The following is a 23,013-nucleotide window of genomic DNA, read 5'->3' as shown; positions in this document are numbered from 1 at the left end:
TCAGGACAGTAAGGACGCGCCCGCATGATCGTCAGGATCTCGACCTGGGTCGTCCGTCTTGTGCTCGGGCTGCTGCTGGTCGTCATTCTGGCGCTGGCGGCTGCGGGCTTCCGGCTGGCCGCGGGGCCGGTCGATCTGGGGCCGGCCGGGCCGTGGATCGCCGACCGGCTGGAACTGGCCGAGGGCCGCTTCCGGATCGATGCCGGCGAGGCCCGGCTCTCGCTCGACGCCACCAATGTCGCCCTCACCCTGGCGGTCGAAGACGTCCGGATCATCGACCGGTTCAACCAGCCGGTACTGCGCCTGCCTGGCCTCCGGATCGGGCTGTCGGTCGGCGATCTGATCGCCCAGCGCATCGCGCCCACGGTGCTGGAGGTGACCGGAGTCGAACTGGCCGTCCAGCGCGCGCCTTCGGGCGAGGTTTCGCTGGCGCTGCTCGATGCGGCCCCGCTCGAACGTGCCCGGGCGCCCGAAGACGGGTTGCCGGTCTCGCGGCTGATGCCGCTGTTCGAACCCGGTGCACCACCGCCTGAACCCAAGGCACCGGATCACGAACTCCGCGCGCCCGATCCGGCCGCGCCGCCGATACCGGCCGAACCCGCTTCGGATGTCGACCGGCTGCGTGGCTGGCTCAACCAGATGACCGACCCCGGCGCCTGGGCGCTGGATATGACCCGGGTGCAGCTGGTCCGCGTGGCAGCGGTGGACGTCACCTATCAGGACGGCGTCGCCGGCTTTTCGGGCCAGATCTCCGGCCGCGATCTGCGCCTGATCCGCGAGGGGGAGCGGATCAGGGTCGCCGTCGATCTGGCCGGCAATGTTGCGGGCGAGGCGGTCGGCGCCTCGCTGGGCGGCCTGGTGACCCCCGATCAGGGCGCGGCCGATCTGGACCTGACCATCCATCCCACCCGCGTCGACCGGATCGCGGCCGTGCTCGGCCTGCCGGCCCCCTTCGACGGCCTCGCTTTGCCGCTGCAGGGGGTGGTGGAGATGAAGATGGCCGATCGTCGGATCGATCGGCTGCGGCTCCATGCCACGGCGGGGGCGGGAGAGGTCGACTGGCCCGGCGTCATTGCCCGGCCGCTGCCGGTGGAGCGGGTCGTGCTTGCGGCCGATCTCACCGAAGACGGCAACCGCCTGGAAGTCACCCGCGCCGATCTCCGCCTGGCCGACGGTGCTGCACTCGGCGGCAGCGTCACCGTCACCGGCCTCAACGGCCCGGCCGCGGGGCTCGGCATCTCGGGCGGGGTGATCGGCGGCGATCTCGCCGTCGACGATATCGACCGCTACTGGCCGCTCGGCCAGCAGGAGGCGGCGCGCGACTGGGTGATTTCGCGGGTGCGCGGCGGCCGGGTCGACGGCGTGTCGGTGGTGCTCGACATCCGCCCGGGCATGCTGGGCGCAGACGGGCATCTGGCACCCTCGGCCATTCAGGGCGATTTCGCCTATCGGGGCATCTCGGTCGATTATGAACGGCCGCTGCCGCCGGCGCGCGATCTGGCCGGTACCGGCAGTTTCGATCTCCGCGGCCTGCGCTTCAATCTGAAGGATGGCGGCCGTGCCGGTGATACCGGGCTCCGTCTCGGGGCGGCCCGGGTCGCCATCGAAGGCTTCGGCGTCAAGACCGAGCCGACAAGGGTCGAGTCGATGATCCCGATTTCGGGCCCGGTCGCCGATGCGGTCCGCGTGCTCGCCATGCCGCCGATCGAATTCGTCGACCCGGCCCTGTCCAACCCCGACGGGCTGGAGGGGCGCACGGATATCGATCTCACCCTCAAATTGCCGCTCGGCCAGGACAAGCCCGATGTCCGCTATACCGCCCGCGGCCGGATCGAGGCGCTGGCGCTGCGCAAGGCGGTGCTCGGGCTCGACATGGCCGATGGCAGTTTCGCGGTGGCGGTCGACAATGCCCAGGCGCGGCTGACCGGCCGGGCGGCGATCGGCGGCGCGCCGCTCGACATCGACTGGCGGCAGGCGATTGCCGCCCCCACCGAGTGGGAGCGGCGGGTGGATGTCGCGGGCACGCTGGACGAGGCGGCCCGCAAGCGCGCCGGCTTCGACCTGGACCCCTATCTGACCGGCCCGATCGGCCTGAAGCTTGCGGTCGAGGTGCCGCGCGGCAAGCCCGACGAGCCGGTCATCCAGGTCGATGCCGATCTGGCCCGGTCGCGCCTCGCCATCCCCGATATCGGCTGGACCAAGCCCGCCGGAACCGCTGGGCAGCTGACGGCCACGGTCCACCCCCACGCCGTGCCGGGCGGTGCGGGTCCGGGCGGTGAAGTCATCGATATCCGCGATCTGCGGATCGAGGCGGGCGATCTCTATTCGCTCGGCACGCTCAGGGTGGCGGCGGGCCGGCTGCTGGAGGCGAAGATCACGCGTCTGGATCTTGGCGACAGCCGGCTGCGGATCGATTATCGCGCCGGTCGCGACGGTGCGGCCGACCGGGTGTCGCTGGCCGGGCGGATGCTCGATGTCGAACCGCTGATCGACCGCAAGGGCGGCGAGACGGCCGCCGAGGTTCGCGATCCGGCCGCGCCGCCGAAGCGGATCGATCTGGAACTGGCGCTCGATCGGGTGCGGATCGACGATGAACGGCATCTGGATCGGGCCCGCGGCTCGGTCTCGATCGCGAACGGCCACTGGCGCGAGGCGCGGCTGCAGGCGGTGCTGCCGGTGGCGCCGGAAACCGCGGCGGCTGCCGGCAATCGCGGGCCGGGCATGGTGTCGGTCGCGATCGGTGGCGGTGCCGCCGCCGTCGGTGGTCGGACCATCCGGCTGGAGACCGACCGGATGGATGATCTCATAGCCTTTGCCGGGCTGCGCGGCCGCATCGCCGGCGGATCGATGGTGATCGACGGGGTGATCGACGACAGCGTCGCCCATGATCTGATCCGCGGCCATGTGGTCGGCCGCGACTATCGCCTGCAGAACGCGCCCGCCATCGCCCGCGCCCTGGCGACGGCCTCGCCGGCCGGTGTCTCGGACCAGCTGGGCGGGCGTGATGGCATCGCCTTCAGCGTGCTCGACGGCGATTTCGTCTACGAGGACGGGGTCGTCACGCTCGCCGAGGCCCGGGCCCATGGCAGCGAGGTCGGCGTCACGGCTTCGGGACAGATCGATATCGACGGCGGCACCATCGACATGGCCGGCACGCTGGTGCCGCTCTATACCCTGAACAGCGCCATCGGCCGCATTCCGGTGATCGGCGATCTGCTGGTGGGGGAGGAGGGCAGCGGCATCTTCGCCGCCACCTATCGACTGAAGGGGCCGCTCGACGACCCGGATGTCAGCGTCAACCCGCTCGCCGCCCTGGCGCCGGGCTTTCTGCGCAACCTGTTCGGCGCCATCGCCGACGGGGTGACAGGCAATGCCGGCAGCCCGCCGACCGGTACCGATCCCAAGCCGGACTTCAATCGTTGATGGCCGATCAGCCGCGGCCGGCACCGCCTTCGGTGTCGACCCGCACCACCACCGACAGCCCCGGTGCCAGGCCGTCCAGCGCCGGCTGGTCGTGGTCGATCGCGATCCGGACCGGCAGGCGCTGCGCTACCTTGGTGAAGTTGCCGGTGGCGTTGTCGGGCTTCAGCACCGCGAATTCCGAGCCGGTGGCGGGGGAGAAGCGCTCGATCCGCCCCCGGAAGCTCTGGCCGGGCAGGGCATCGACGGTGAACGAGACCGGCTGACCGGGCCGCATGCCGCTGAGCTGGGTTTCCTTGAAATTGGCGATGATCCAGCGATCGGCCGGCACGATCGCCGCCAGCTGGGTGCCGGCCGTGACATACTGGCCGAGCCGGACGCCGATCTCGCCCATCCGCCCGTCGACCGGCGCCGTGATCCGGGTATTGTCGAGGTCGATCCGCGCCAGCCGCACCGCCGCGCGTGCCGCTTCCACCGCCGCGTCCAGCGTGCCGCGGCCGACGATCACGCTCTGGAGATCCTGTTTCGCCACCTCCACCGCCGCCTCTGCCTGGGCGAGGGCGGCGGCCGCCTGGTCGCGGGCGGCATGGGCGGCATCAGCCGCGGCGCGTGTTGCGGCGCCGCGGGTGATCAACGCATCCACCCGGCCCGCATCGGCGCGGCTGCGGGTGAGGGCCGCCTGCGCGCTGTCGACCGCCGCCTTCGCCGAGGCGATGCGCGCCTCGGCGGCAAGCCGGTCCTGATCGGCATTGGCCAGCGCGGCCTGCCTGCCGGCCAGCTCCGCCTCGGCCTGCTCCAGCCGGCGGGCATAGATCCGGTCGTCGATCCGCACCAGCACCTGACCGGCCCGGACCGTCTCGAAATCCCTGACCGCGATATCCGTCACATAGCCCGAAAGCTGGGGGGCGAGCAGGGTGACCCGGCCGCGGATATAGGCATTCTCGGTGACCTCGACGCCGCTGTCGAAGGGCGGCAGCCGCCAGGCGTAAAGGACGAGCAGCGCACCTGCAAGGCCGGCGGCGAGGATGATCAGGGTCTTGAAATGGAAGATTTTCTTGGCCATGGGGACATCAGGAAGCGATCGCATCCGCCGTCCGGTGGACCCGGGCGACGAGCAGATGGAGGACAAGGCCGGCAAGCGCCAGGGCTGCCAGGGCCGAAATGGCGAGGAAGGCGTCGTTATAGGCGAGCACCGTCGCCTCGCGCGTCGCCTGTTTTGCGAGCAGGGCGATGCCTTCCGCATTGGTCAGGGCAGGATCGGTCAGCACATGACCATAGGCGCCGCCCAGCTGCTTCACGCGCGCCGCGACCAGCGGATCGGTCAGCACCACATCCTCGACCAGCCGGGCCGAATGGAACTTCTCGCGAAGCGTGACGAAGCTGCCGAACAGCGCCGAACCCATCAGCCCGCCCAGGCTTTGAGTGAACAGGAAGACGGCGATGAAGCTGGTGATGAAGGTCGGCCCCTGTTTCAGGGTGTGCATCAGCCCGGTCAGCATGGCCGGCGGCAGGAACAGCATGCCCCCGAAGGCGATCAGCGCCTGGCTCAGATACATCTGGCCCGGGCGGGTCAGGCTGGTCGCATGACCGTCCATGAAGGCGCCGGCCATGATGCAGAGCAGGGCGACCGCGTGAAAGGCGGCGTCGCGCCCCGGCTTCAGCAGCATCCCGCAGGTGATCCCGCCCGCGATCGAGGCCAGCAGGATCACGACCTGCAGGGACCGGCTCTGATCGTTGAGCAGGCCCAGCGTCTGGAACAGGCCGAAGGCGCCCGAGGTCTGTTCCGACAGCACCAGCCGAAAGACCAGCAGGATGGCCGCCACATGCAGGATCTCGGGGCTGGTCAGCCAGCGGATGTTGAGCAGCGGCGTTTCGCGATGGATCTCGATCGCGGCCGCGACAGCGATGCAAAGGGCGGAAAGGGCGAGGCAGATCCCGATCCACCGCGCCTCCAGCCACCATTCATAGCGGCCCATCACCATCACCACCGCCAGCAGGCCGAAGCCGGTCGCGACCAGCGGATAGCTGACGGCATCCAGCGGGTGGAGCATCTTCGTATGCGGGATCGGCGTCAGCGGCAGCCGGTGCACGGCGGCCATGGCGATCAGGGCGACCCCCGCCTCCATCAGATAAAGCCCGTGCCAGAGGCCGAGGTCGAGCAGGGTGGGTGAGATGATCCGGGCGAGCGGCGCGCTGAGCGTGGTGCAGGTGAGCGCGAGGCTGAGCCCCCAGGACAGCTTCTTCGATTGCGGGAAGGCCTCCAGCATATAAAGGAAGCCGAGCGTCGACATGGGCGAGGCGGCGACCCCGGCCAGGAAGCGCACCACCAGGGCGGCATGCAGGTCCTGGACGAAGAGGTGCAGGCACGACACGGCGACGAAGAGTGCGATGCCGATTTCGGTGAAGCGCCTCAGGCCGAACTGGTTGCGCACCTTGGTCAGCAGCATGGTCAGGCTGACATTGGGCGCCATATAGGCCGCCACCAGCCACATCGTCTCGTTGGTGGTGGCGCCGAGCGCGCCCGAGATCTGTGTGGTGTTGGCGGCAATCAGGTTCATGCCCAGGCCCTGCGCCGACCAGAGCAGGGCCGAGGTTGCGATGCAGGCGATCATCCGCCGGATGGGGATGCCGGGCTCCTCGGTCACCTCAATCCGCCTCCCCGTCATCGGCGGCGGGGCCGCTCTCCAGATTGGCGATCATCCGGCGCAGCACGTTCAGGGTGACGGTCAGATCGGCCTCGGGAATGCCGCGCGCCATGGTGCCGCGCATCACCTCGGCCAGATCCTCGATCTCGTCGACCTGGTCTTCGGCCGCTTCGGTCAGATCGATCCGCTTCACCCGCCGGTCGGTCTCGGCGGGCGTCCGCCGGATCAGCCCCTGTTTCTCCAGCCCGTCGAGCAGGCGGACCACGGTCGGGTTCTCGATTTCCAGCAGCCCGGCCAGCTCGGTCTGGCTGATCCCCGGATGGCGGGCCAGCAGCATCAGCGCCCGTGCCCGGGCCAGCGTCAGCCCGCGGGTGCGGACCAGCGCATCGAAGCCGGTGCGCATCTTGCGGCTGGCGGTGGCCAGCTCGTTGGTGACGTCGGAGCGCAGGGTGGCGGGGCGGGATTTCATAGGGACCACATATATAGGCTGCTAATGATTGTCTGGCGACATTTATGCCGGATCGGCCGCCCGTGCAAGTCCCGCGGTTGCGGGGCGGCTTTGCAGGCCGGGCAGGGCTGTGCGGGGTGTCACGCCTTCGCGAACACGCAATGGTCACGACGGATGTGAAAGACTGCGGGACGGATATGCCGTCTACCGGTTTCGAAAGGATGATCGGATGCCGCCGATGATGAAGACCGTTCTCTCCGCCGCGATCCTCGGCGCCGGCCTGGGCCTCGGCGCCGTTGCCGTCCCCGCCATGGCGCAGCAGGTGCCGGGTGCGGCCGATCCGTCACGGGTGGCCGCGGGCCGCTACACGGCCGATCCCTCCCATACCCAGATCACCTTCACGGTCGACCATTTCGGCTTCAACGCCTATCGCGGCATTGCCGGCGGCGCCACCGGCACGCTTCAGATCGATCCGGCCGACCCGTCGAAGGCCAGCGTGGCGATGGAGATCCCGGTCGACGGCCTGGTCACCACCAGCGCGGAGCTGGACGAGCATCTCCGGAGCCCCGATTTCTTCGACATGGCGTCCCACCCCACCATCACCTTCCGCTCCACCGCGGTCGAGGTGGACGGCATGACGGCGAAGATCGCCGGCGACCTCACCATCCGCGGCGTCACGAAGCCGGTGGTGCTCGACGCCCGCTTCACCGGCGCCGGCGTCAACCCCATGAACCAGGCCGCCACCATCGGCTTCGAGGCGGAGACCACCATCCGCCGCAGCGATTTCGGCATGACCTATATCGTGCCGATGGTCTCGGACGAGGTGATGCTGGAGATCGGTGCGGCGTTTGAGGCGGCGTCGTAACACCGGACGTCGCCTATAAGGAAACGGGCGGCCCCGACCGGTGCCGCCCGTATTTCGTCCCGACCGCTTGTCCGGTGCGGCTCAGCCGACCTTCACCAGCGCGTGGCGCTTGCGGCCGGCCGACAGCTTGATCTGGCCGTCAACCAGCCGGGCCGTGGTGATCGGCTGCTGTTCGTCCTCGATCTTCTCGCCATTGAGGCGGGCGCCGCCGCCCTGGATGGTGCGGCGGGCTTCCTTGCGGCTGGGGGCGAGGCCGGCGCGGGCGAAGAGTTCGAAGGCCGGGATGCCGGCATCCAGTTCCGCGGCGGGGATGACGATCACCGGCAGATCCTCGCCGGCGGCGCCTTCCTCAAACGTGCGGCGGGCGGTTTCGGCGGCGGAGAGCGCCGCCTCTTCGCCATGCGCCATCTTCGTCGCCTCATGGGCCAGGATCTTCTTGGCCTCGTTGATCTCGGCGCCGCCCAGCGCTTCCAGCCGGGCGATTTCGTCCAGCGGCAGTTCGGTGAACAGCTTCAGGAAGCGGCCGACATCGGCATCGGCGGTGTTGCGCCAGAACTGCCAGTAGTCATAGGCCGACAGCATCTCGGCGTTCAGCCACACCGCACCGCCCGCGGTTTTGCCCATCTTCTGGCCCGAGGCGAGGGTGATCAGCGGCGAGGTCAGGCCGAACAGGCCGCGCTCGTCCACCCGTCGGCCCAGCTCCACGCCGTTGATGATGTTGCCCCACTGGTCCGAGCCGCCCATCTGCAGCAGGCAGTTCTGCCGGCGCGACAGTTCCAGGAAGTCGTAGGCCTGGAGGATCATGTAGTTGAATTCCAGGAACGACATCGGCTGCTCGCGCTCCAGCCGCAGCTTGACCGACTCGAAGGTCAGCATGCGGTTGACCGAGAAGTGCCGGCCATAGTCGCGCAGGAACGAGATGTAGCCCAGCCCGTCCAGCCAGTCGGCGTTGTTGACCATCACCGCATCGGTGGCGCCGTCGCCGAACTGCACGAACTTGTCGAAGACCTGGCGGATGCCGGCCATGTTCTCGGCGATGGCGGCATCGTCGAGCATCTTGCGGGCCTCGTCGCGGCCGGTCGGATCGCCGATCCGGGTGGTGCCGCCACCCAGCAGCACGATCGGCTTGTGGCCGGTCTTCTGCAGCCAGCGCAGCATCATGATCTGCACCAGGCTGCCGACATGCAGGCTTTTCGCCGTGCAGTCGAAGCCGATATAGCCGGCGACCGTGCCCTGGTTCAAGCGCTCGTCGAGCCCCTCCAGGTCGGTTGCCTGGTGGAGATAGCCGCGCTCGACCATTACGCGCACGAAGTCGGACACGTAGCGGCGATCGGTCATCGGCAGGGTTCCTCTTGCACGAAAGCGGCCGGCCGTGGATCGTTCAGGGGGCCGACCGGGTTTGGATACGCGGGCGGATGTAGCACGAAACCGCCCGCACCGCCAGATGACGGGCCGCCAGATGACCGGCCGCGGGATGACGATCCGTGGTCAGGCAGATCAACGCAGTCTCGGAGGGACGTGACCGATGCGCATCATCGTGACCGGGGCGACTGGCTTCATCGGCCGGGCGCTGGTCGGGCAGCTGAAGGCGGCGGGCACGATCCTGATCGACGGCGCCGCCCGGCCGATCGAGCGGCTGGACGAGGTCGCCCGCGGCGGCGCGCCTGCCGTCGATCTGACCCGCGCCGATGCAGTGCGCGCGCTGATCGGCGCGGGGGCCGATCTGATCTTCCATCTGGCCGCCGGCAACACGCCCTCGGGCGAGGCCGACCCTGAGGCCGCGGCCGCCCTCAATCTCGATGCCGTGCGTCATCTGATCGGGGCGATCGCCGCAAGCGGGCGGCAGACGCGGCTGGTCTTCGCCTCGACCATCTCGGTCCATGGCGGGCGGACGGCGCGGGCGAGCGCAGGCGACGACGATGCGCCGCGCCCGGCCACCACCTATGGCGCGACCAAGGCTGCGGCCGAGCTGCTGCTCGCCGATGCCGGCCGCCGCGGCGTGGTCGATCCGCGCATCGCCCGCATCGCCAGCATCATCGACCGGCCGGCCGCCGCCGGCGGCACCAGCGCGGTCGCCCGCCTGGCCCGGGTGCTGTCGGCGGCACCTGCCGGAGAGGCGGTGGTGCTGCCGCTGCCGGCGGGGGTGAAGCTTGCGGTTTCCGATGTCGCCTCTACCGTGGACGGGCTGATCCGGCTGGCCGGTCTGCCGGCGGCGGCGCTGGGCGGCGACCCGCTGGTGGCCCTGCCCGCACGCACCATACGGGCGGGGGATCTGGTCGGTGCCGTTGCCCGCGTCGCGGGGCCAGAGGCGGCGGGATTGATCACCATCGCGCCCGAGGCGGCGCCCACGGCCGCCGTCACCGGCTGGCCGGCGGCACAGGACTGGTCGCGCGCCCGTGCGCTGGGCTTCCCCGCACCGCCATCGCTGGTCGCCATCGCAGCCCGCATGGCCGGCCGGCCGGTGCCGGCCGATCCCGACCCCACCGTCATTGCCGCCTCTGCCGATGACGGCGCGCCGCGCCGCCGGCCGGTCTGGGCGGTGGGGTTGATGAGCGGCACCTCGCTCGACGGCATCGATGCCGCGCTGGTCGAGACCGACGGGGTTGACATCACCGGCTTCGGGCCGACCCTGTTCCGGCCCTATCCGGCGGATCTGCGCGAGGCGCTGTCCCGGCTGCTGGGCGGCCGGGCGCCGCTCGTCGATGCCGCCCGGGCCGAGGCGGCGTTGACCCGCGCCCAGGCCGACGCCGTGACCGCGCTGCTGGAAACGGTGCCGGAGATCGCGCCCCATGTCCGGCTGATCGGCTTTCATGGCCAGACCGTGCTGCATCTGCCGGACGAGGGCATCACCGTGCAGCTGGCCGACGGCGCAAGGCTCGCCGCCCTGACCGGCATCGACACGGTCTCGGATTTCCGCCGCGCCGACATGGCCCGGGGCGGGGAGGGCGCGCCGCTGGTGCCGGTGGTTCACCGGGCGATGATGGCCTGGGCGGGGGTGATGCCGCCGGTCGCGGTGCTGAACATCGGCGGCGTCGCCAATCTCACCTTCATCGGCGCCGATGGCGGGCTGCTCGCCTTCGATTGCGGGCCGGGCGGCGCGTTGATCGACGATCTGATGCGCCGCCGCACCGGCCAGGCCTTCGATCAGGATGGCGGCACCGCGGCGGGCGGCCATGCCGACGAGGCGATCCTCGACCGGCTGCTTGCCGATCCCTTCTTCGACCGGTCACCGCCCAAATCGCTCGATCGCGACCGCTTCGCCGCGGCACTCGACCTGGTCGCGGATCTGCCGCTGGCCGATGCGGCGGCCACGCTGACGCAGTTCACCGCCCGCGCGGTCGCCCGCGGCCTCAGCCTGGCGGTCGCGGCCGGTGCCGAACCGCCGGAACGGGTGCTGCTGGCGGGTGGCGGCCGCCACAACCGCACCTTGCGCGCCGCCATCGCCGCGCGGTCCAACCTGCCGGTTGCACCGGTGGACGAGGTCGGCCTCGACGGCGATGCGCTTGAAGCCCAGGCCTTCGCGGTGCTGGCGGTTCGGGCGGCCGACGGGCTCGCCCTCTCCTATGCCTCGACCACCGCCACCGACGGTGCGGTCACCGGCGGGGCGCTGCATCGGGCGCAGGTGGTGGGGGCCCAGTTGGCGCGGCAGGTATCAGGCCGCAACCGCTGATTTCAGCGCCGGCCGCCGGGTGATCCGATAGACCGAGGCCGGCGGCAGATTGCGGCGGGTGGAGCCGATCTTGACCGCCTTCAGCCCCAGCCGGTCCAGAATCCGGCGCGAAATCGGGCAGCGCGGCCCGTAGGTGAACTGATAGAAGGCGCCGCCCGGCTTCAGATAGCCGAAGGCGCCGGTCAGGATCGCCATCACCTTGCGGGCGGGCATCGACAGCACCGGCAGGCCGCTGATCACAGCGCCGGCCAGGGCACCGTCATACAGCCGGCACTGCTTCAGCTTCGCCGCATCGGCCTGTACGATGCGGGCCTCGGGGAAACGCCGGGTCAGCATGCCGGCAAATTCGGCGCCGAATTCGATCAGGGTCAGGTCGCGTTCGGCCACGCCGCGCGCCAGCAGGGCCCGGGTGAAAACACCGGTGCCGGGGCCGAGTTCCAGGACCGGACCGGTTGCAGGCGTCACTTCAGACGTGATCAGCCGCGCCAGCCCTTCGCCCGAGGGCATGACCGAGGCGACCCGGAGCGGATCGCCCATCCAGGCGCGAAAGAAGGCGACAAAATCGCTGCCCCGGCCACGTGCGGTCCGGCGATGCTCCGCACAGCCCGCCCGCTTCATCGAAAACGTCACCATGCCCGCCCGTCCCGTCCGCCTTTTGTCCTTCGGCCTCTTCATCCGGCCCGACGCTTTTTGGATAGCACACTCCCACGCCTCTGACGCGGGCTTCCTGATGTCTCACGAAGTTTTCACCGTCGTCGGTGTGTCCGTCAGGTCAGATGCGGCCTCGGGTGCTTCATGGTGGACCACACAATGCCCGTGACTGTGATCGGCCAGCACCTCGATCACCCGGCAATCGGCGATCGTGCCGGTGCGGGCATGATCGCAGAGCATGCGTTCGAGTTCGATCTTCAGCGCCTCCAGCCGGCGGATGCGCGCTTCCACCGCCGCCAGCTGATCGCGGGCGATATGGTCGGCGGTCGCACAGGGGGCGGCCGGATCGTCCGAAAGCGAGAGCAGTTCGCGGATCGCATCCAGCGGGAAGCCCAGTTCGCGGGCATGGCGGATGAAGGCCAGCCGGTCGCGATGGCTCTTGCCATAGACCCGCTGATTGCCGGCGGTGCGCGCCGGTTCCGGCAGCAGGCCGATCTGCTCGTAATAGCGGATGGTCTGGACCTTGGCGCCGGTCTCGCGCGCCAGGGATCCGATGGAAAGGGCCGCTGCCCTGCCGCCGGTCATGCCGGGTCTCCCCTCGGGAATGCTGTTGGATATGTGGGGTGCGACCGGTTCGCAAAAAAGGGCTTGAAGCTACAGTCGCTGTAGGTCTCAGGATCGGGGGCATCCAAGGACGTTCCCCCCGAACTGCGAGGCCCTGCGATGCGACGTGCCAGCCCTCACGACCCCGAAGCCGCCATCGAAGGCGGTGCCGCCCCCGTGCTCCGCCTGGCGGTCGGCGGCATGGACTGCGCCTCCTGCGCGCTCAAGATCGAGCGGGCGGTCGGCAGGGTCGCACCAGCGTCCGAGGTCAGCGTCAACGTGACCGGCGGCACGGTGCGCGTCGACACGCCGGCCGGCGCCACGCCCCCGGAGCGGCCGGCGGTAGAGGCGGCGATCACGGCGCTCGGCTACACCATCGGCGGTGCGCCGACGGCGGGCTGTGGCCATGATCACGGTCACGATCATGGTGACGGTACCGGCCATGATCACGCCCACGGCGCCGCGATCGATGGCCCCTGGTGGCAGACCCCCAAGGCGCGGCTGGTCGGCATCGCCGGGCTGATGCTGGCGGTGGCGATGGTGCTGGAGGTGACCTGGCCGGTGGCCGATCCCTGGCCCTTCGTGATCGCGGCGCTGATCGGGCTGGCGCCGGTTGCGCGCCAGGCGTTTCGCGCGGCGCGCGGCGGATCCGTTCTGACCATCGAGATGCTGATGACCATCGCGGCGCTCGGCGCGCTGGCGATCGGGGCTGCCGGCGAAGCCGCGACGGTGGTCTTCCTGTTCGCGGTGGGCGAACTGCTGGAAGGCGTTGCCGCCGCCCGGGCACGCAAGGGCATCAAGGCGCTGGCCGATCTGGTGCCGCGTACGGCACGGCGGGTTGCTGCCGACGGCAGCGTGCGCGAGGTGCCCGCGGCAGAGCTTGCCGTGGGCGAGCGGGTTCTGGTCCGCCCGGGCGACCGGGTGCCGGCCGACGGCACCGTCGTCGAGGGCGCGGCCCTGATCGATGAAAGCCCGGTCAACGGCGAATCGGTCCCGCGCGAGAAGCTGACCGGCGACGACGTCTTCGCCGGCACCGTCGTTCAGGACCGCGCGATCACCGTCGAGGTCACGGCGGCTGCGGCCGACAACACCATCGCCCGGGTGGTGCGGCTGGTGGAAGAGGCGCAGGAGGCCAAGGCCCCGGTCGCCCGGTTCATCGACCGGTTCGCGCGCATCTACATGCCGATCGCGGTGGGGCTGGCACTTGCGACTGCCGTGCTGCCGCCGCTGCTTGGCGGGGCCGAGTGGTCGGTCTGGATCTATCGCGGCCTCGCTTTGCTGCTGATCGCCTGTCCCTGCGCGCTGGTCATCTCCACCCCGGCGGCGATCGCCTCGGGGCTGGCTGCCGGCGCCCGCCGGGGCCTGCTGATCAAGGGCGGCGCGGTGCTGGAAAAGCTGGCGGCCATCCGCACCGTCGCCTTCGACAAGACCGGCACCCTGACCGAGGGCCGGCCGCGGGTGGTGACGGTCGAAGGCTTCGGCACCCTTGCGGCCGACGAGGTCGTGCGCCTGGCGGCGGCGCTGGAGACCGGCGCCGCCCATCCGATCGCCCGTGCGATCCTGGATGAGGCCGGCACCCGCGACCTGACCCTGCCGCCGGCGCGCGATGTTCGTGCGATCCCGGGGGAGGGGTTGAGCGGGGTGGTCGAGGGACGCAGTCTTCTGCTCGGCAGTGGCCGCCGACAGGATGATGCGGGCCTGGCCGCGGCGATTGCGCGCGCGGGTGAGGCCGGCCACAGCATCGCGGTGTTGACCGAGACCGGCCGGCCGCTGGGCCTGATCGCGATGGAGGATGCCCCGCGCGGCGATGCGCTGGACGGGCTGGCCGCCCTGAAGCGCCGCGGCATCGGCGCGGTGATGCTGACCGGCGACACCCCGGCCACCGCGTCGGCGATGGCCCGGCGTCTCGGTATCGAGGGCCATGGCGGGCTGATGCCTGAAGACAAGGCCCGGATCGTGCAGGATCTGACCCGTTCCGGCCGCGGCCCGGTCGCCAAACTCGGCGATGGCATCAACGACGCCCCGGCGCTGGCGGCGGCCTCGGTCGGCATCGCCATGGGCGGCGGCACCGATGTGGCGCTGGAAACCGCTGATGCGGCTCTGCTCGACGACCGCGTCACCGGCGTGCCGGCGCTGATCGACCTCGCGCGCCGGACCATGGGCGTGATCCGTCAGAATGTCGCGATCGCCATCGGCCTGAAACTGGTTTTCCTGGTCACCACCATCGCCGGGCTGACCGGCATGTGGCCGGCGATCCTGGCCGACACCGGCGCCACCGTGCTGGTCACCGCCAATGCGCTGCGCCTGTTGAGGCGCAGCTGAGCCTTCCCCTCTGCTGTCGGGCGCCGACTCCATCGATTGATCATCGCCGGTTCTGCCCGGGTCTGCATTCGCAGGCCCGGGCAGAACCGCGTCTGAGGGGTGTCGTCCTTCCCCGCCCCTGACCCTTCTGAAGCGGGCGCTTGACAGCTCCGGAATGGCGAGGCTAGGGTGACACGATAAATGAAACGATAGATCGATTATAGGAACAAAGGAGGTGAGATGAACGCGACGATGGGAGCGCATCGTGCGGATCGGGCGACGCAGGTTGCCGGCAGCATGGCGCTGGCCGCAGAGGTGCGGGCCAAATGCTTCGCCCTGGTGGGGGATGCCGTCGATGTGCTGGTGTCCTGTCACGCAGCGCATAAGGGTTATCTCAGCGGCTATTTCAGCATCGTCCACGACCTCAACCCGCGGTACCTGAGTGCGGTCGTCGCCACCAGGGACAGGGTGGCCCTGGTGGTCAGCGCATCGGATGCAGGACCTGCCCTGGAAGAGACCGGCGATCCGGCCGCTCTGTTCCGCTATGGCTTCTTCTGTTTCGAACAGGTCGACGGCACCGGTGCCGACGGCTATGACGCGGCCGGATTTGCGTCGTTCGACGAGGCGCTGCTTGCGGCACTCCGCGAGGTGGCGGGTGATGCCCGGACCATCGGGATCGACCGGTCGGGCGACGATCGGGCCTGGAACGTGATCGCGCAGGGCATGAAGACCCGGTTCCTGACCGACATCACCGATGCCATCACCCGGGCACGGCGCCACAAGCTGCCGGGTGAGGTGGCGCGGGTCCGTCAGGCGACCCGTCTGGTCGAGACCGGCCTGCTCGATGTCGCCCGCCAGTTCGCCCCCGGCATGACCGAACAGGACATGGCGGCGATCATTGCCGCCGGGATGGTCGCCGGCGGCGCCATCCCGCGCTTCGTCAGCGTGACGTCCGGTCCGCGCTCGGCACTGGCGGATGCCTATGCGACGGCTCGCCGCGTGGCACCGGGCGACCTGATCCGGATCGACGCCGGCTGCATCTATCAGGGCTATGCCTCGGACATGGCGCGCACCTTCGTCTTCGGCGAGCCGGATGCGGAGCAGGTCCGCTGCTATGCCGCGATCAGGGCCGGTATCGACTACGAGCTGGAGGTCATCCGCGAGGGCGTGGACGTGGCCGGGCTGTTCGACGAAACGGTCCGGGTCGTCCGCGAGAACGGCATTCCGTCCTATCGCCGCCAGCATGTCGGCCATGGCATCGGCCTCGGCGGTGGCTACGACATGCCGGTTCTGACCCCGCAGACGAAGGACCGGCTGGAGGCCGGCATGTGCCTTTGCGTGGAGACGCCGTATTACCGGATCGGCTGGGGTGGAATGATGATCGAGGACACCATCCTGGTAACCCGGGAGGGCCACGAGCCGATCACGACCATCCCCCGCGACCTGATCCGCCTCGGCTGAGGCCGCCCGGGCGCAGTGCATGAGAAGGACACACGTCTTTGAGCAACGGCAATCAATCCCTGCAGAGAGGTCTGGCGATCCTGTCGGAGCTGGAACGGGCCGCGGAAAGCCTGGGGGTCCGTGAAATCGGCCGCCGGCTGGACCTCAATCCCGCGACCACGCAGCGATTGGTGAACACGCTCCTGGAAGAGGGCTTTCTTGCCCGCGATACGGAGCGCAACCGCTATTCGCTGGGCTATAAGGCATTGTCGCTCGGCACCTCGCTGCTGAACGACAACCGCCTCGTTTCGTCCTCGATGGAGGTTCTGCAGGCGCTGACCCAGGCGATGGAGGTCAACAGCTTCCTGGGGTCTCTCCTCGGTGATCAGGTCGTCTACCTGCTGTCCCTGCAGAGCCAGGGGCCGATCTCGATCAATTCCCGGACGGGGCAGCCGCTCGCCCTGCATTCTACGGCGCTGGGCAAGGCGATCCTCGCCGAACTGCCGGAAGGCCGGGCCCTGTCGCTGATCCGCGCCCGGCCCCTGCCACAGTTCACCGACCGTACCATCACGGCCGAGGATGCTCTGCTCGAACACCTGCACGAGATACGGCGTCAGGGCTATGCGACCGCGATCGGCGAAAACCTGACCGGTATCGATTCGGTCGGCGCCGTGGTCCGAGGCTCGAACGGTCAGATCGCCGGCGCGATCAGTGCCGCCTATGCGCCGACCCTTCAGACCGGGGTCCGGTTCGACGAGCTGACGCTGAAGATCGTCGAGGCTGCTCGGGAGATTTCCCTCCGCCTCGGCTGTCCGGCCAGCGCTTTGCCGGCGGAGCGGCACCTCGCGGCCAGCTGAGCCTCATCATAAGAAGACCGGAATCCTCTCAAGAAGACCAGAAGATAAGAACCGGGAAACCAGAAACCAGGGGCCGGAGGCCAGGGAGCCCGAAGGCCAGGGAGACTGACATGGACCGCAACCAACTTCTCGCGACCTGTCGCATTGCGACACTCGCGGTCACGGCATGTTTTGCGACCACGGTGCCGCTGCACGCCGAAGACAAACCCCGCAATCTCACGATCTTCACCTCCGTCTCCGGCAGCAGCTGGTACGGTATCGGTGCCGGCATGGCCGAGATCTTCGCGAAAAACGGCGTGCCGGCCAATCCGGAGCTGGGGGCCGGGCTCTCCAACGTCGCCAATGTCGGCTATCACAAGGGCGAACTGGGCTTCACGGTCGCACCGGCACTGACGGTCGCAGCCCGCGGCCAGCCGCCGTTTCCTGAACCGATCCGGAACGTGCGCGTCGTCGCCGGCCTGTCCAGTTCGCTGATGCATGTCTTCGTCCGGCAGGATGCCGGTATCGCCGCGCTCGGCGATCTTGCCGGCCGGTCCTTCATGACCCAGCGTCCCGGCACCATCTCGGCGATCGTCTTCGAGGCGGCACTGAAATCCGTCGGCCTCGGCTCGGGCGACCTCAGGCTGTCCTCGGGTGATCTCAACGAGCAGACCGATGCGATGAAGGATGGCCGCGTCGAGGGGATGATCTCGGTCGCTTCCTATCCCTCCAGCTGGGGCAATGAGCTTGCGAACACGGTGCCGCTGAGGCTTCTTCCGGTGGATGACGCAGCCTTTGCAAAGCTGAAGAGCGACATGCCGACGCTCGGCCGTGCCGTGATCGGCGGCGGCGTTTACGCGGGGCAGGATTCCGACGTTGCGACCGTCAGCGCGCAGATGGTGGTCGTGGCGGCCGATGACATGCCGGATGGCGAGGCCTACTGGATCGCAAAAACCCTGACTGAGAATCTGGAGGCACTGAAGAAGGTCCATGGATCTTTCCAGGATCTGACGGTGTCCGATCTGGCCAATGTCGCGGGTGGTCATCTGCATCCGGGGGCGGAGAAATATTACCGCGAGACGGGCGCAATCAACGAGACGGGCGCAATCAAATAGGCGCCCGCCGCTCGAGACAGGTGGAGCGGCGCCGTTCGCTCCACAATGCCGCCTTCAGGTCAGGTCACATGCACCCCAACGACAGCACTCCGGAGGCCATCCAGCCGGCACGCACTGCTCCTCATCCGACCGGGATCTGGTGGCGGATCGCGGTCCTGATGCGCAGGCTTGCCGCCGTTCTGGCACTGGCCCTCTCGGCCTACCATCTGGTGGTGGCGGTGGTCGGCCCGCCGATCACCGAGGCCCACCGTGCCACGCATTTCATGCTCGGCATTGCGGTCCTGTTCTGCCTGGGTACGATCTCTGCCACGGAAACCCGCCGGCCGCGCCAGATCGTCATCGATCTCGTCTTTCTCTGCGCGATCCTGGTTCCTGCGGGCTATGTCGTCATCGACGCCTATGGCATCGCCTCGCGGATGCTCTATGTCACGCCGGTCACCCCATCGCAGGAGATCCTGGGCTGGGTGGTCGTGGTGGCGACGCTGGAGGCGACACGGCGGCTGCTGGGCTGGCCGATGGTCATCCTCAGCCTGATCTTCCTGATCTACACCCAGGCGGGGCCCCATCTGCCTTACCCGTTCTGGCATCGCGGCTACCCGATCGATCAGGTGATCGAGCAGATCTATCTCAGCGTCGACGGGCTGTGGGGCATCCCGATCGGGGCCTCGGCCAGCTACATCTTCCTGTTCGTGCTGTTCGGCGCGCTTCTGGTCTCGTCCGGGGCAGGCACCTTCTTCAGCCGCTTCGCCAATGCGCTGACCGGCAACGTCACCGGCGGTCCGGCCAAGACCGCCGTCCTCTCCAGTGCGATGATGAGCATGCTCTCCGGCAGCTCTACCGCCAATGTCGTCACCACCGGGTCCTTCACCATCCCGGCGATGCGCACATACGGCTATAACCGGGAATTCGCGGCCGGTGTCGAGGCCGTGGCCTCGACCGGCGGGCTGATCACGCCGCCGGTGATGGGGGCGGCCGCCTTCATCATGGCCGACTTCCTGGGCCTCTCCTATTCCGACATCATGATCGCCGCGGCGATCCCGGCCTTCCTCTATTTCGTCGCGATCTTCATCGCCGTCGACGTGGAGGCCCGGCGCAACCGGCTGACCCCGCCGCGGGATGCCGGCGGTGAAAGCCTCCGTCAGATCCTGAAGGAGGGGCTGTTCATGCTCCTGCCGCTCGGGGTGATGATCGCGACCCTGCTTCAGGGGCTGACGCCGTCGTTGGCCGGGCTCTACGGTATCCTGGCCTTCCTGCTCTGTCTGACCGTCCGCTACCGGCGGGAGCCGCGCCGGATCGTCCGGATCTTTCTGGAAGCGGCGATCGAGGCCCCGAAAATGATGGCGCCGGTCATCGCCGCCTGTGCCGTGGGCGGGATCATCGCCGGCATCATCTCGCTCACCGGGCTGGGGGTGCGGTTCACCAGCATCATCACCTATGTCGCGGGTGACAGCGCGATCCTGTTCCTGGCGCTGACCATGATCGTGGCGGTGATCCTGGGCATGGGCATGCCGACCTCGGCGGTCTATATCATCCTGGCCTCGATCCTGGCACCGGGCATGGTGGACCTCGGCTTCCAGCCGCTGGCGGCGCACATGTTCATCTTCTTCGGTGCGGTGATGTCGAACATCACGCCACCGCTCGCCATCGCCTCCTTTGCAGCTGCTGCCGTGGCCGGCGGCGATCCGTGGCGGACCAGCGTGCATGCGGTCAAGATGGGGGTGGGCGTCTTCCTGCTGCCGTTCATCTTCGTCTATGAACCGGCCCTGCTGGGGCAGGGAAGCCTGCTGGAGGTCGGCCATGCCATGCTGACCGCCGTGATCGGCATCTCCGTGCTCTCCATTGCCGCCACCGGCTGGTTTCTGCGGCCGCTGCATCCGGTGATGCGGCTGATCCTGGTCGCCGGCGCGATCGGCATGATCTTTCCCGGCACGCTGAGCGACGTGCTCGGCCTGACCACCATTGCCGCAGTGGCACTTCTGCTGTGGCTGCAGTGGCGGCGCCCGGCGACTTCCTGATATCCCCCGCACAGACCGAACGGGAAACGGCCATGTCCGAACCTCATCCGAACGCCCGGGGAAATCCCCGGGTGGCCGGCTATGCCTGCCTGCGCTGTGGCGCGGCATATCCTGCGGATCATCCGATCGATTCCAGGGGCTGCGGGATCTGCAGACGCGATGCCCCGTCTAATCTGGAGGTGGCCTATACTGCGGAAAGCCTCGCCCGGCGGACGATGCCGCAGATGTCGCCCGCAGACGGGCTCGCCGCCTTCGCTGATTATCTGCCGGTCGATGCGGACGAGATGGTGAGCCTCGGCGAGGGGCACACACCGCTGATCCCGGCGGCCCGGCTGGGCCGGCGTCTCGGGATCGGAAATCTTCTGATCAAGGATGAGAGCCGCAACCCCACCTGGTCGCACAAGGACCGGTTTTCGGCGGTGGCCGTGTCGGCCGCGAAACGGCAGGGCCATCGGTTCGTGGCGACCGCGTCGTCCGGCAATGCCGGGGCGTCGCTGGCTGCCTATGCCGCCAGAGCCGGGCTCACCTGTCTGGTGGTGACCTTCGAGGGCGCGCCGGGACCGATGGTCGATCAGATCGGCCGCTACGGCGCCGTGGTGGTCGAGCTTGCCGACAAGACCAGGCGCTGGCCGATCCTGGCCGAGGGGGTCGCGCGCTTCGGCTGGTTCGTGACCTCGCCCTTCGAGACGCCGGTGGTGGGCAGCCATCCCGACGGCATCGAAGGCTACAAGACCATTGCCTGTGAACTCGTCCTGCAGCAGCAGGGGCGGGTGCCCGACTGGGTCGTGGTCCCGACCGCCTATGGCGACAATCTCCGCGGCATCTGGCGGGGGTTCTGCGATCTTCGCGCGGCGGGGGTCATCGACCGCCTGCCGAAGATGGTCGCGGCCGAGATCCATGGGTCGGTCCGCGACAGCCTTGCCCGGCCGGCCGATACGCTCGTCACGGCCCGGGACCCGTTTCCGACCCGGGCGCTGTCCATCGGCACGGTGCAGGGGACTTTCCAGTCGCTGGTCTCGGTGCGCCGGTCGGGCGGGACGGCAGAGGTTGTGACGGATGCAGCGCTCTGGCAGACCCAGGCCGGTCTTGCCCGTCACGAAGGCATCTTCGGCGAATTGTCGGGGGTTACCTCGATCGCGGCGGCCGGTCAGCTGCGCCGGCGCGGGATCATCGGTCCGGATGACAGCGTGGTCTGTATCATGACCGCAAGCGGGCTCAAGGACATCGACCAGCGGCCGCCGCATCCCGCGACGCGCTACAGGGTCACCGGTGGGCTGGACGAGGTGTTGAAACACCTGACGGCGGAATTCGGTGCCGGCCCGGCCTGACGCACTACGCCGCCCGGGCGCTCGGGATAAGGATCCGCGTCTGCGGATCCTTTCCTGTTATATCCGCCGCTCAGAGCCCTGCGCGGGTCAGATAATCGTCGCTGAGCGCCGCCACCGTCTCCAGCTGCTGGCCGAAGAAATGGTCGGCGCCGGGCACCACCTTGTGCTCGATGGTGATGCCTTTCTGGCTGTTCAGCTTCGCCGACAGCTTGGTCACCGAATCGGGCGAGACGATGTCGTCGCGGTCGCCATGGATGATCAGGCCCGAAGACGGGCAGGGGGCGAGGAAGGTGAAATCATACATATTCGCCGGCGGCGCGACCGAGATGAAGCCGTCGATCTCGGGCCGGCGCATCAGCAGCTGCATGGCGATCCAGGCCCCGAACGAGAAGCCGGCGATCCAGCAGCCGGTGGCGTTCGGGTTGTAGTTCTGCATCCAGTCGAGGGCGGATGCCGCATCCGACAGCTCGCCCTGACCGTTGTCGAAACTGCCCTGGGACCGGCCGACGCCGCGGAAGTTGAAGCGGAGCACCGAGAAGCCGCGGGCCTTGAACGTCTGGAACAAGGTGTAGGCCACCTTGTTGTTCATCGTGCCGCCATGCTGCGGATGCGGATGCAGGATCAGCGCGATCGGCGCGTTTTTCGCCGTCCCGTGGTGATACCGGCCTTCAAGGCGTCCTTCGGGTCCGTTGATGATCACTTCGGGCATTGCTGCTCCCAGTATTGTCGTTGCCGACGTCTAAGCGCCCGGATGGGGGCCGGTGATGACGGACAATCTTGACTGTTTCGGTCGGATATCCGTAGAGTCCGTCGAAACGACGTCGGGTCGCGCGCAGCGGTCGGGGCGCCAAAACGGAGTCCGTCGCCGGACGCAGGGTGGCGGATGATATCACACGGTGCGAGGCCATGTTCAAGAGCCTGAAACGCGAGATCGACGTGGTGTTCGATCGTGACCCTGCGGTGCGCAGCCGGCTGGAGGTGATTCTCTGCTATCCCGGCTTCCACGCGATCATGATTTACCGGGTCGCGAACTGGCTGTGGCGGCGGAATTTCAAGCTGCTCGGGCGCTGGGTGTCGCATCTGGGGCGCTTCCTGACCGCGATCGAAATTCATCCCGGCGCCACCATCGGCCATGGCTTCTTCATCGACCACGGCATGGGCGTGGTGATCGGCGAAACCACCGAGATCGCCGACAACGTCACCCTCTATCAGGGTGTGACGCTGGGCGGCACCAGCTGGGAGAAGGGCAAGCGCCATCCCACCGTGCTGGAAGGCACCATCGTGGGTGCGGGTGCCAAGGTGCTGGGGCCGATCACGGTCGGCGCCGATGCTCGCATCGGCTCCAACGCCGTGGTGGTCAAGGACGTTCCGCCGGGCGCCACCGTGGTCGGCATCCCGGGCCGGATCGTCAAGGCCCGCGGCGGGCTGGACGAAGAGATGCGCCGTTTCGACGCCTATGCGATCGGCACCCCGGACCTGCCGGACCCGATGTCGCGGATCGTCGACGGGCTGTTGAGCGAGGTGCAGCGCCTGTCGGCGCGGGTGAGCGAGCTGGAGGCCGGGCTCGACCCCGACGCCCATGCCCGGGCCGTCACCGATGCCGAAGCCCGCATCCACCGCCTGCCCGGCGCCGCCGACCGGCGCTGACCAGCACCTCTTACGAATTCACAAAGCCC

The 23,013-nt window shown here is 68.8% G+C and carries 17 protein-coding genes; 10 read left to right on the top strand and 7 right to left on the bottom strand.

The annotated features are described in order from the left end of the window. Positions 1 to 24 precede the first annotated feature (24 nt). Entirely contained in the window at positions 25 to 3,423 is a 3,399-nt protein-coding gene (locus tag TMO_RS27220; protein ID WP_014748283.1) for an AsmA-like C-terminal domain-containing protein, read from the top strand. Between the two features lie 7 nt (positions 3,424 to 3,430). On the opposite strand, the gene TMO_RS27215 is transcribed toward TMO_RS27220, so the two are convergent. From TMO_RS27215 to TMO_RS27205, 3 genes are read right to left on the bottom strand one after another with little or no spacing between them, the layout of a single operon-like run. Then, a complete protein-coding gene (locus tag TMO_RS27215) occupies positions 3,431 to 4,483 on the bottom strand; it encodes an HlyD family secretion protein (protein ID WP_014748282.1) in 1,053 nt (350 codons plus the stop codon). A gap of 7 nt (positions 4,484 to 4,490) precedes the next feature. Further along, positions 4,491 to 6,065, bottom strand: a complete 1,575-nt coding sequence (locus TMO_RS27210) for an MFS transporter (RefSeq protein WP_014748281.1) — start codon at positions 6,063 to 6,065, stop codon at positions 4,491 to 4,493. 1 nt (position 6,066) lies between these two features. Beyond that, positions 6,067 to 6,534 (bottom strand): MarR family winged helix-turn-helix transcriptional regulator, encoded by a 468-nt coding sequence (locus TMO_RS27205; RefSeq protein ID WP_014748280.1) that lies wholly within the window; start codon positions 6,532 to 6,534, stop codon positions 6,067 to 6,069. 208 nt (positions 6,535 to 6,742) lie between these two features. Between TMO_RS27205 and TMO_RS27200 the strand changes: the two genes are divergently transcribed. After that, positions 6,743 to 7,378: a YceI family protein gene (locus TMO_RS27200; RefSeq protein ID WP_014748279.1), complete on the top strand. Its 636-nt coding sequence runs from the start codon at positions 6,743 to 6,745 to the stop codon at positions 7,376 to 7,378. Between the two features lie 81 nt (positions 7,379 to 7,459). Here the strand turns inward: TMO_RS27200 and tyrS are convergent, their stop codons facing one another. Next, the gene (gene tyrS, locus TMO_RS27195) at positions 7,460 to 8,716 is read right to left on the bottom strand and encodes a tyrosine--tRNA ligase (protein ID WP_014748278.1); all 1,257 of its coding nucleotides are present in this window, start codon (positions 8,714 to 8,716) and stop codon (positions 7,460 to 7,462) included. Between the two features lie 187 nt (positions 8,717 to 8,903). Here tyrS and TMO_RS32890 point away from each other — a divergent pair, with 187 nt between their 5' ends. Beyond that, a complete protein-coding gene (locus TMO_RS32890; RefSeq protein ID WP_014748277.1) occupies positions 8,904 to 11,048 on the top strand; it encodes an anhydro-N-acetylmuramic acid kinase in 2,145 nt (714 codons plus the stop codon). Here TMO_RS32890 and TMO_RS27185 read toward each other — a convergent pair. After that, entirely contained in the window at positions 11,031 to 11,681 is a 651-nt protein-coding gene (locus TMO_RS27185) for a class I SAM-dependent methyltransferase (RefSeq protein WP_014748276.1), read from the bottom strand. The two genes, TMO_RS32890 and TMO_RS27185, sit on opposite strands and share 18 nt — an antisense overlap. A 102-nt stretch (positions 11,682 to 11,783) precedes the next feature. Beyond that, the gene (locus TMO_RS27180; RefSeq protein ID WP_014748275.1) at positions 11,784 to 12,284 is read right to left on the bottom strand and encodes a MerR family transcriptional regulator; all 501 of its coding nucleotides are present in this window, start codon (positions 12,282 to 12,284) and stop codon (positions 11,784 to 11,786) included. Between the two features lie 138 nt (positions 12,285 to 12,422). Between TMO_RS27180 and TMO_RS27175 the strand changes: the two genes are divergently transcribed. From TMO_RS27175 to TMO_RS27150, 6 genes are all read left to right on the top strand, one after another. Next, on the top strand, positions 12,423 to 14,624 hold the full coding sequence (locus TMO_RS27175; protein WP_014748274.1) for a heavy metal translocating P-type ATPase: 2,202 nt from the start codon (positions 12,423 to 12,425) through the stop codon (positions 14,622 to 14,624). Between the two features lie 219 nt (positions 14,625 to 14,843). Next, positions 14,844 to 16,064 (top strand): M24 family metallopeptidase, encoded by a 1,221-nt coding sequence (locus tag TMO_RS27170; RefSeq protein WP_014748273.1) that lies wholly within the window; start codon positions 14,844 to 14,846, stop codon positions 16,062 to 16,064. A gap of 38 nt (positions 16,065 to 16,102) precedes the next feature. Continuing rightward, the gene (locus TMO_RS27165; RefSeq protein ID WP_014748272.1) at positions 16,103 to 16,900 is read left to right on the top strand and encodes an IclR family transcriptional regulator; all 798 of its coding nucleotides are present in this window, start codon (positions 16,103 to 16,105) and stop codon (positions 16,898 to 16,900) included. A 110-nt stretch (positions 16,901 to 17,010) separates the two neighbouring features. Beyond that, complete coding sequence (locus TMO_RS27160) at positions 17,011 to 17,994, top strand: TAXI family TRAP transporter solute-binding subunit (RefSeq protein WP_014748271.1); 984 nt, start codon at positions 17,011 to 17,013, stop codon at positions 17,992 to 17,994. A 158-nt stretch (positions 17,995 to 18,152) separates the two neighbouring features. Next, positions 18,153 to 20,009, top strand: a complete 1,857-nt coding sequence (locus tag TMO_RS27155) for a TRAP transporter permease (protein ID WP_014748270.1) — start codon at positions 18,153 to 18,155, stop codon at positions 20,007 to 20,009. A 224-nt stretch (positions 20,010 to 20,233) separates the two neighbouring features. Then, positions 20,234 to 21,337: a pyridoxal-phosphate dependent enzyme gene (locus tag TMO_RS27150; RefSeq protein WP_187297879.1), complete on the top strand. Its 1,104-nt coding sequence runs from the start codon at positions 20,234 to 20,236 to the stop codon at positions 21,335 to 21,337. Positions 21,338 to 21,407: 70 nt separating this feature from the next. Here TMO_RS27150 and TMO_RS27145 read toward each other — a convergent pair whose 3' ends face one another. Further along, positions 21,408 to 22,046, bottom strand: coding sequence for an alpha/beta hydrolase (locus TMO_RS27145; protein WP_014748268.1), 639 nt, complete (start codon positions 22,044 to 22,046; stop codon positions 21,408 to 21,410). A gap of 179 nt (positions 22,047 to 22,225) precedes the next feature. On the opposite strand from TMO_RS27145, the gene cysE reads away from it, so the two are divergent. Continuing rightward, entirely contained in the window at positions 22,226 to 22,984 is a 759-nt protein-coding gene (gene cysE / locus TMO_RS27140; protein WP_267021750.1) for a serine O-acetyltransferase, read from the top strand. The last annotated feature ends 29 nt before the right edge of the window (positions 22,985 to 23,013 follow it).

This window comes from Tistrella mobilis KA081020-065, assembly GCF_000264455.2.
Lineage (GTDB): Bacteria > Pseudomonadota > Alphaproteobacteria > Tistrellales > Tistrellaceae > Tistrella > Tistrella mobilis.
This window is presented reverse-complemented; position numbering and strand designations above follow the sequence as displayed.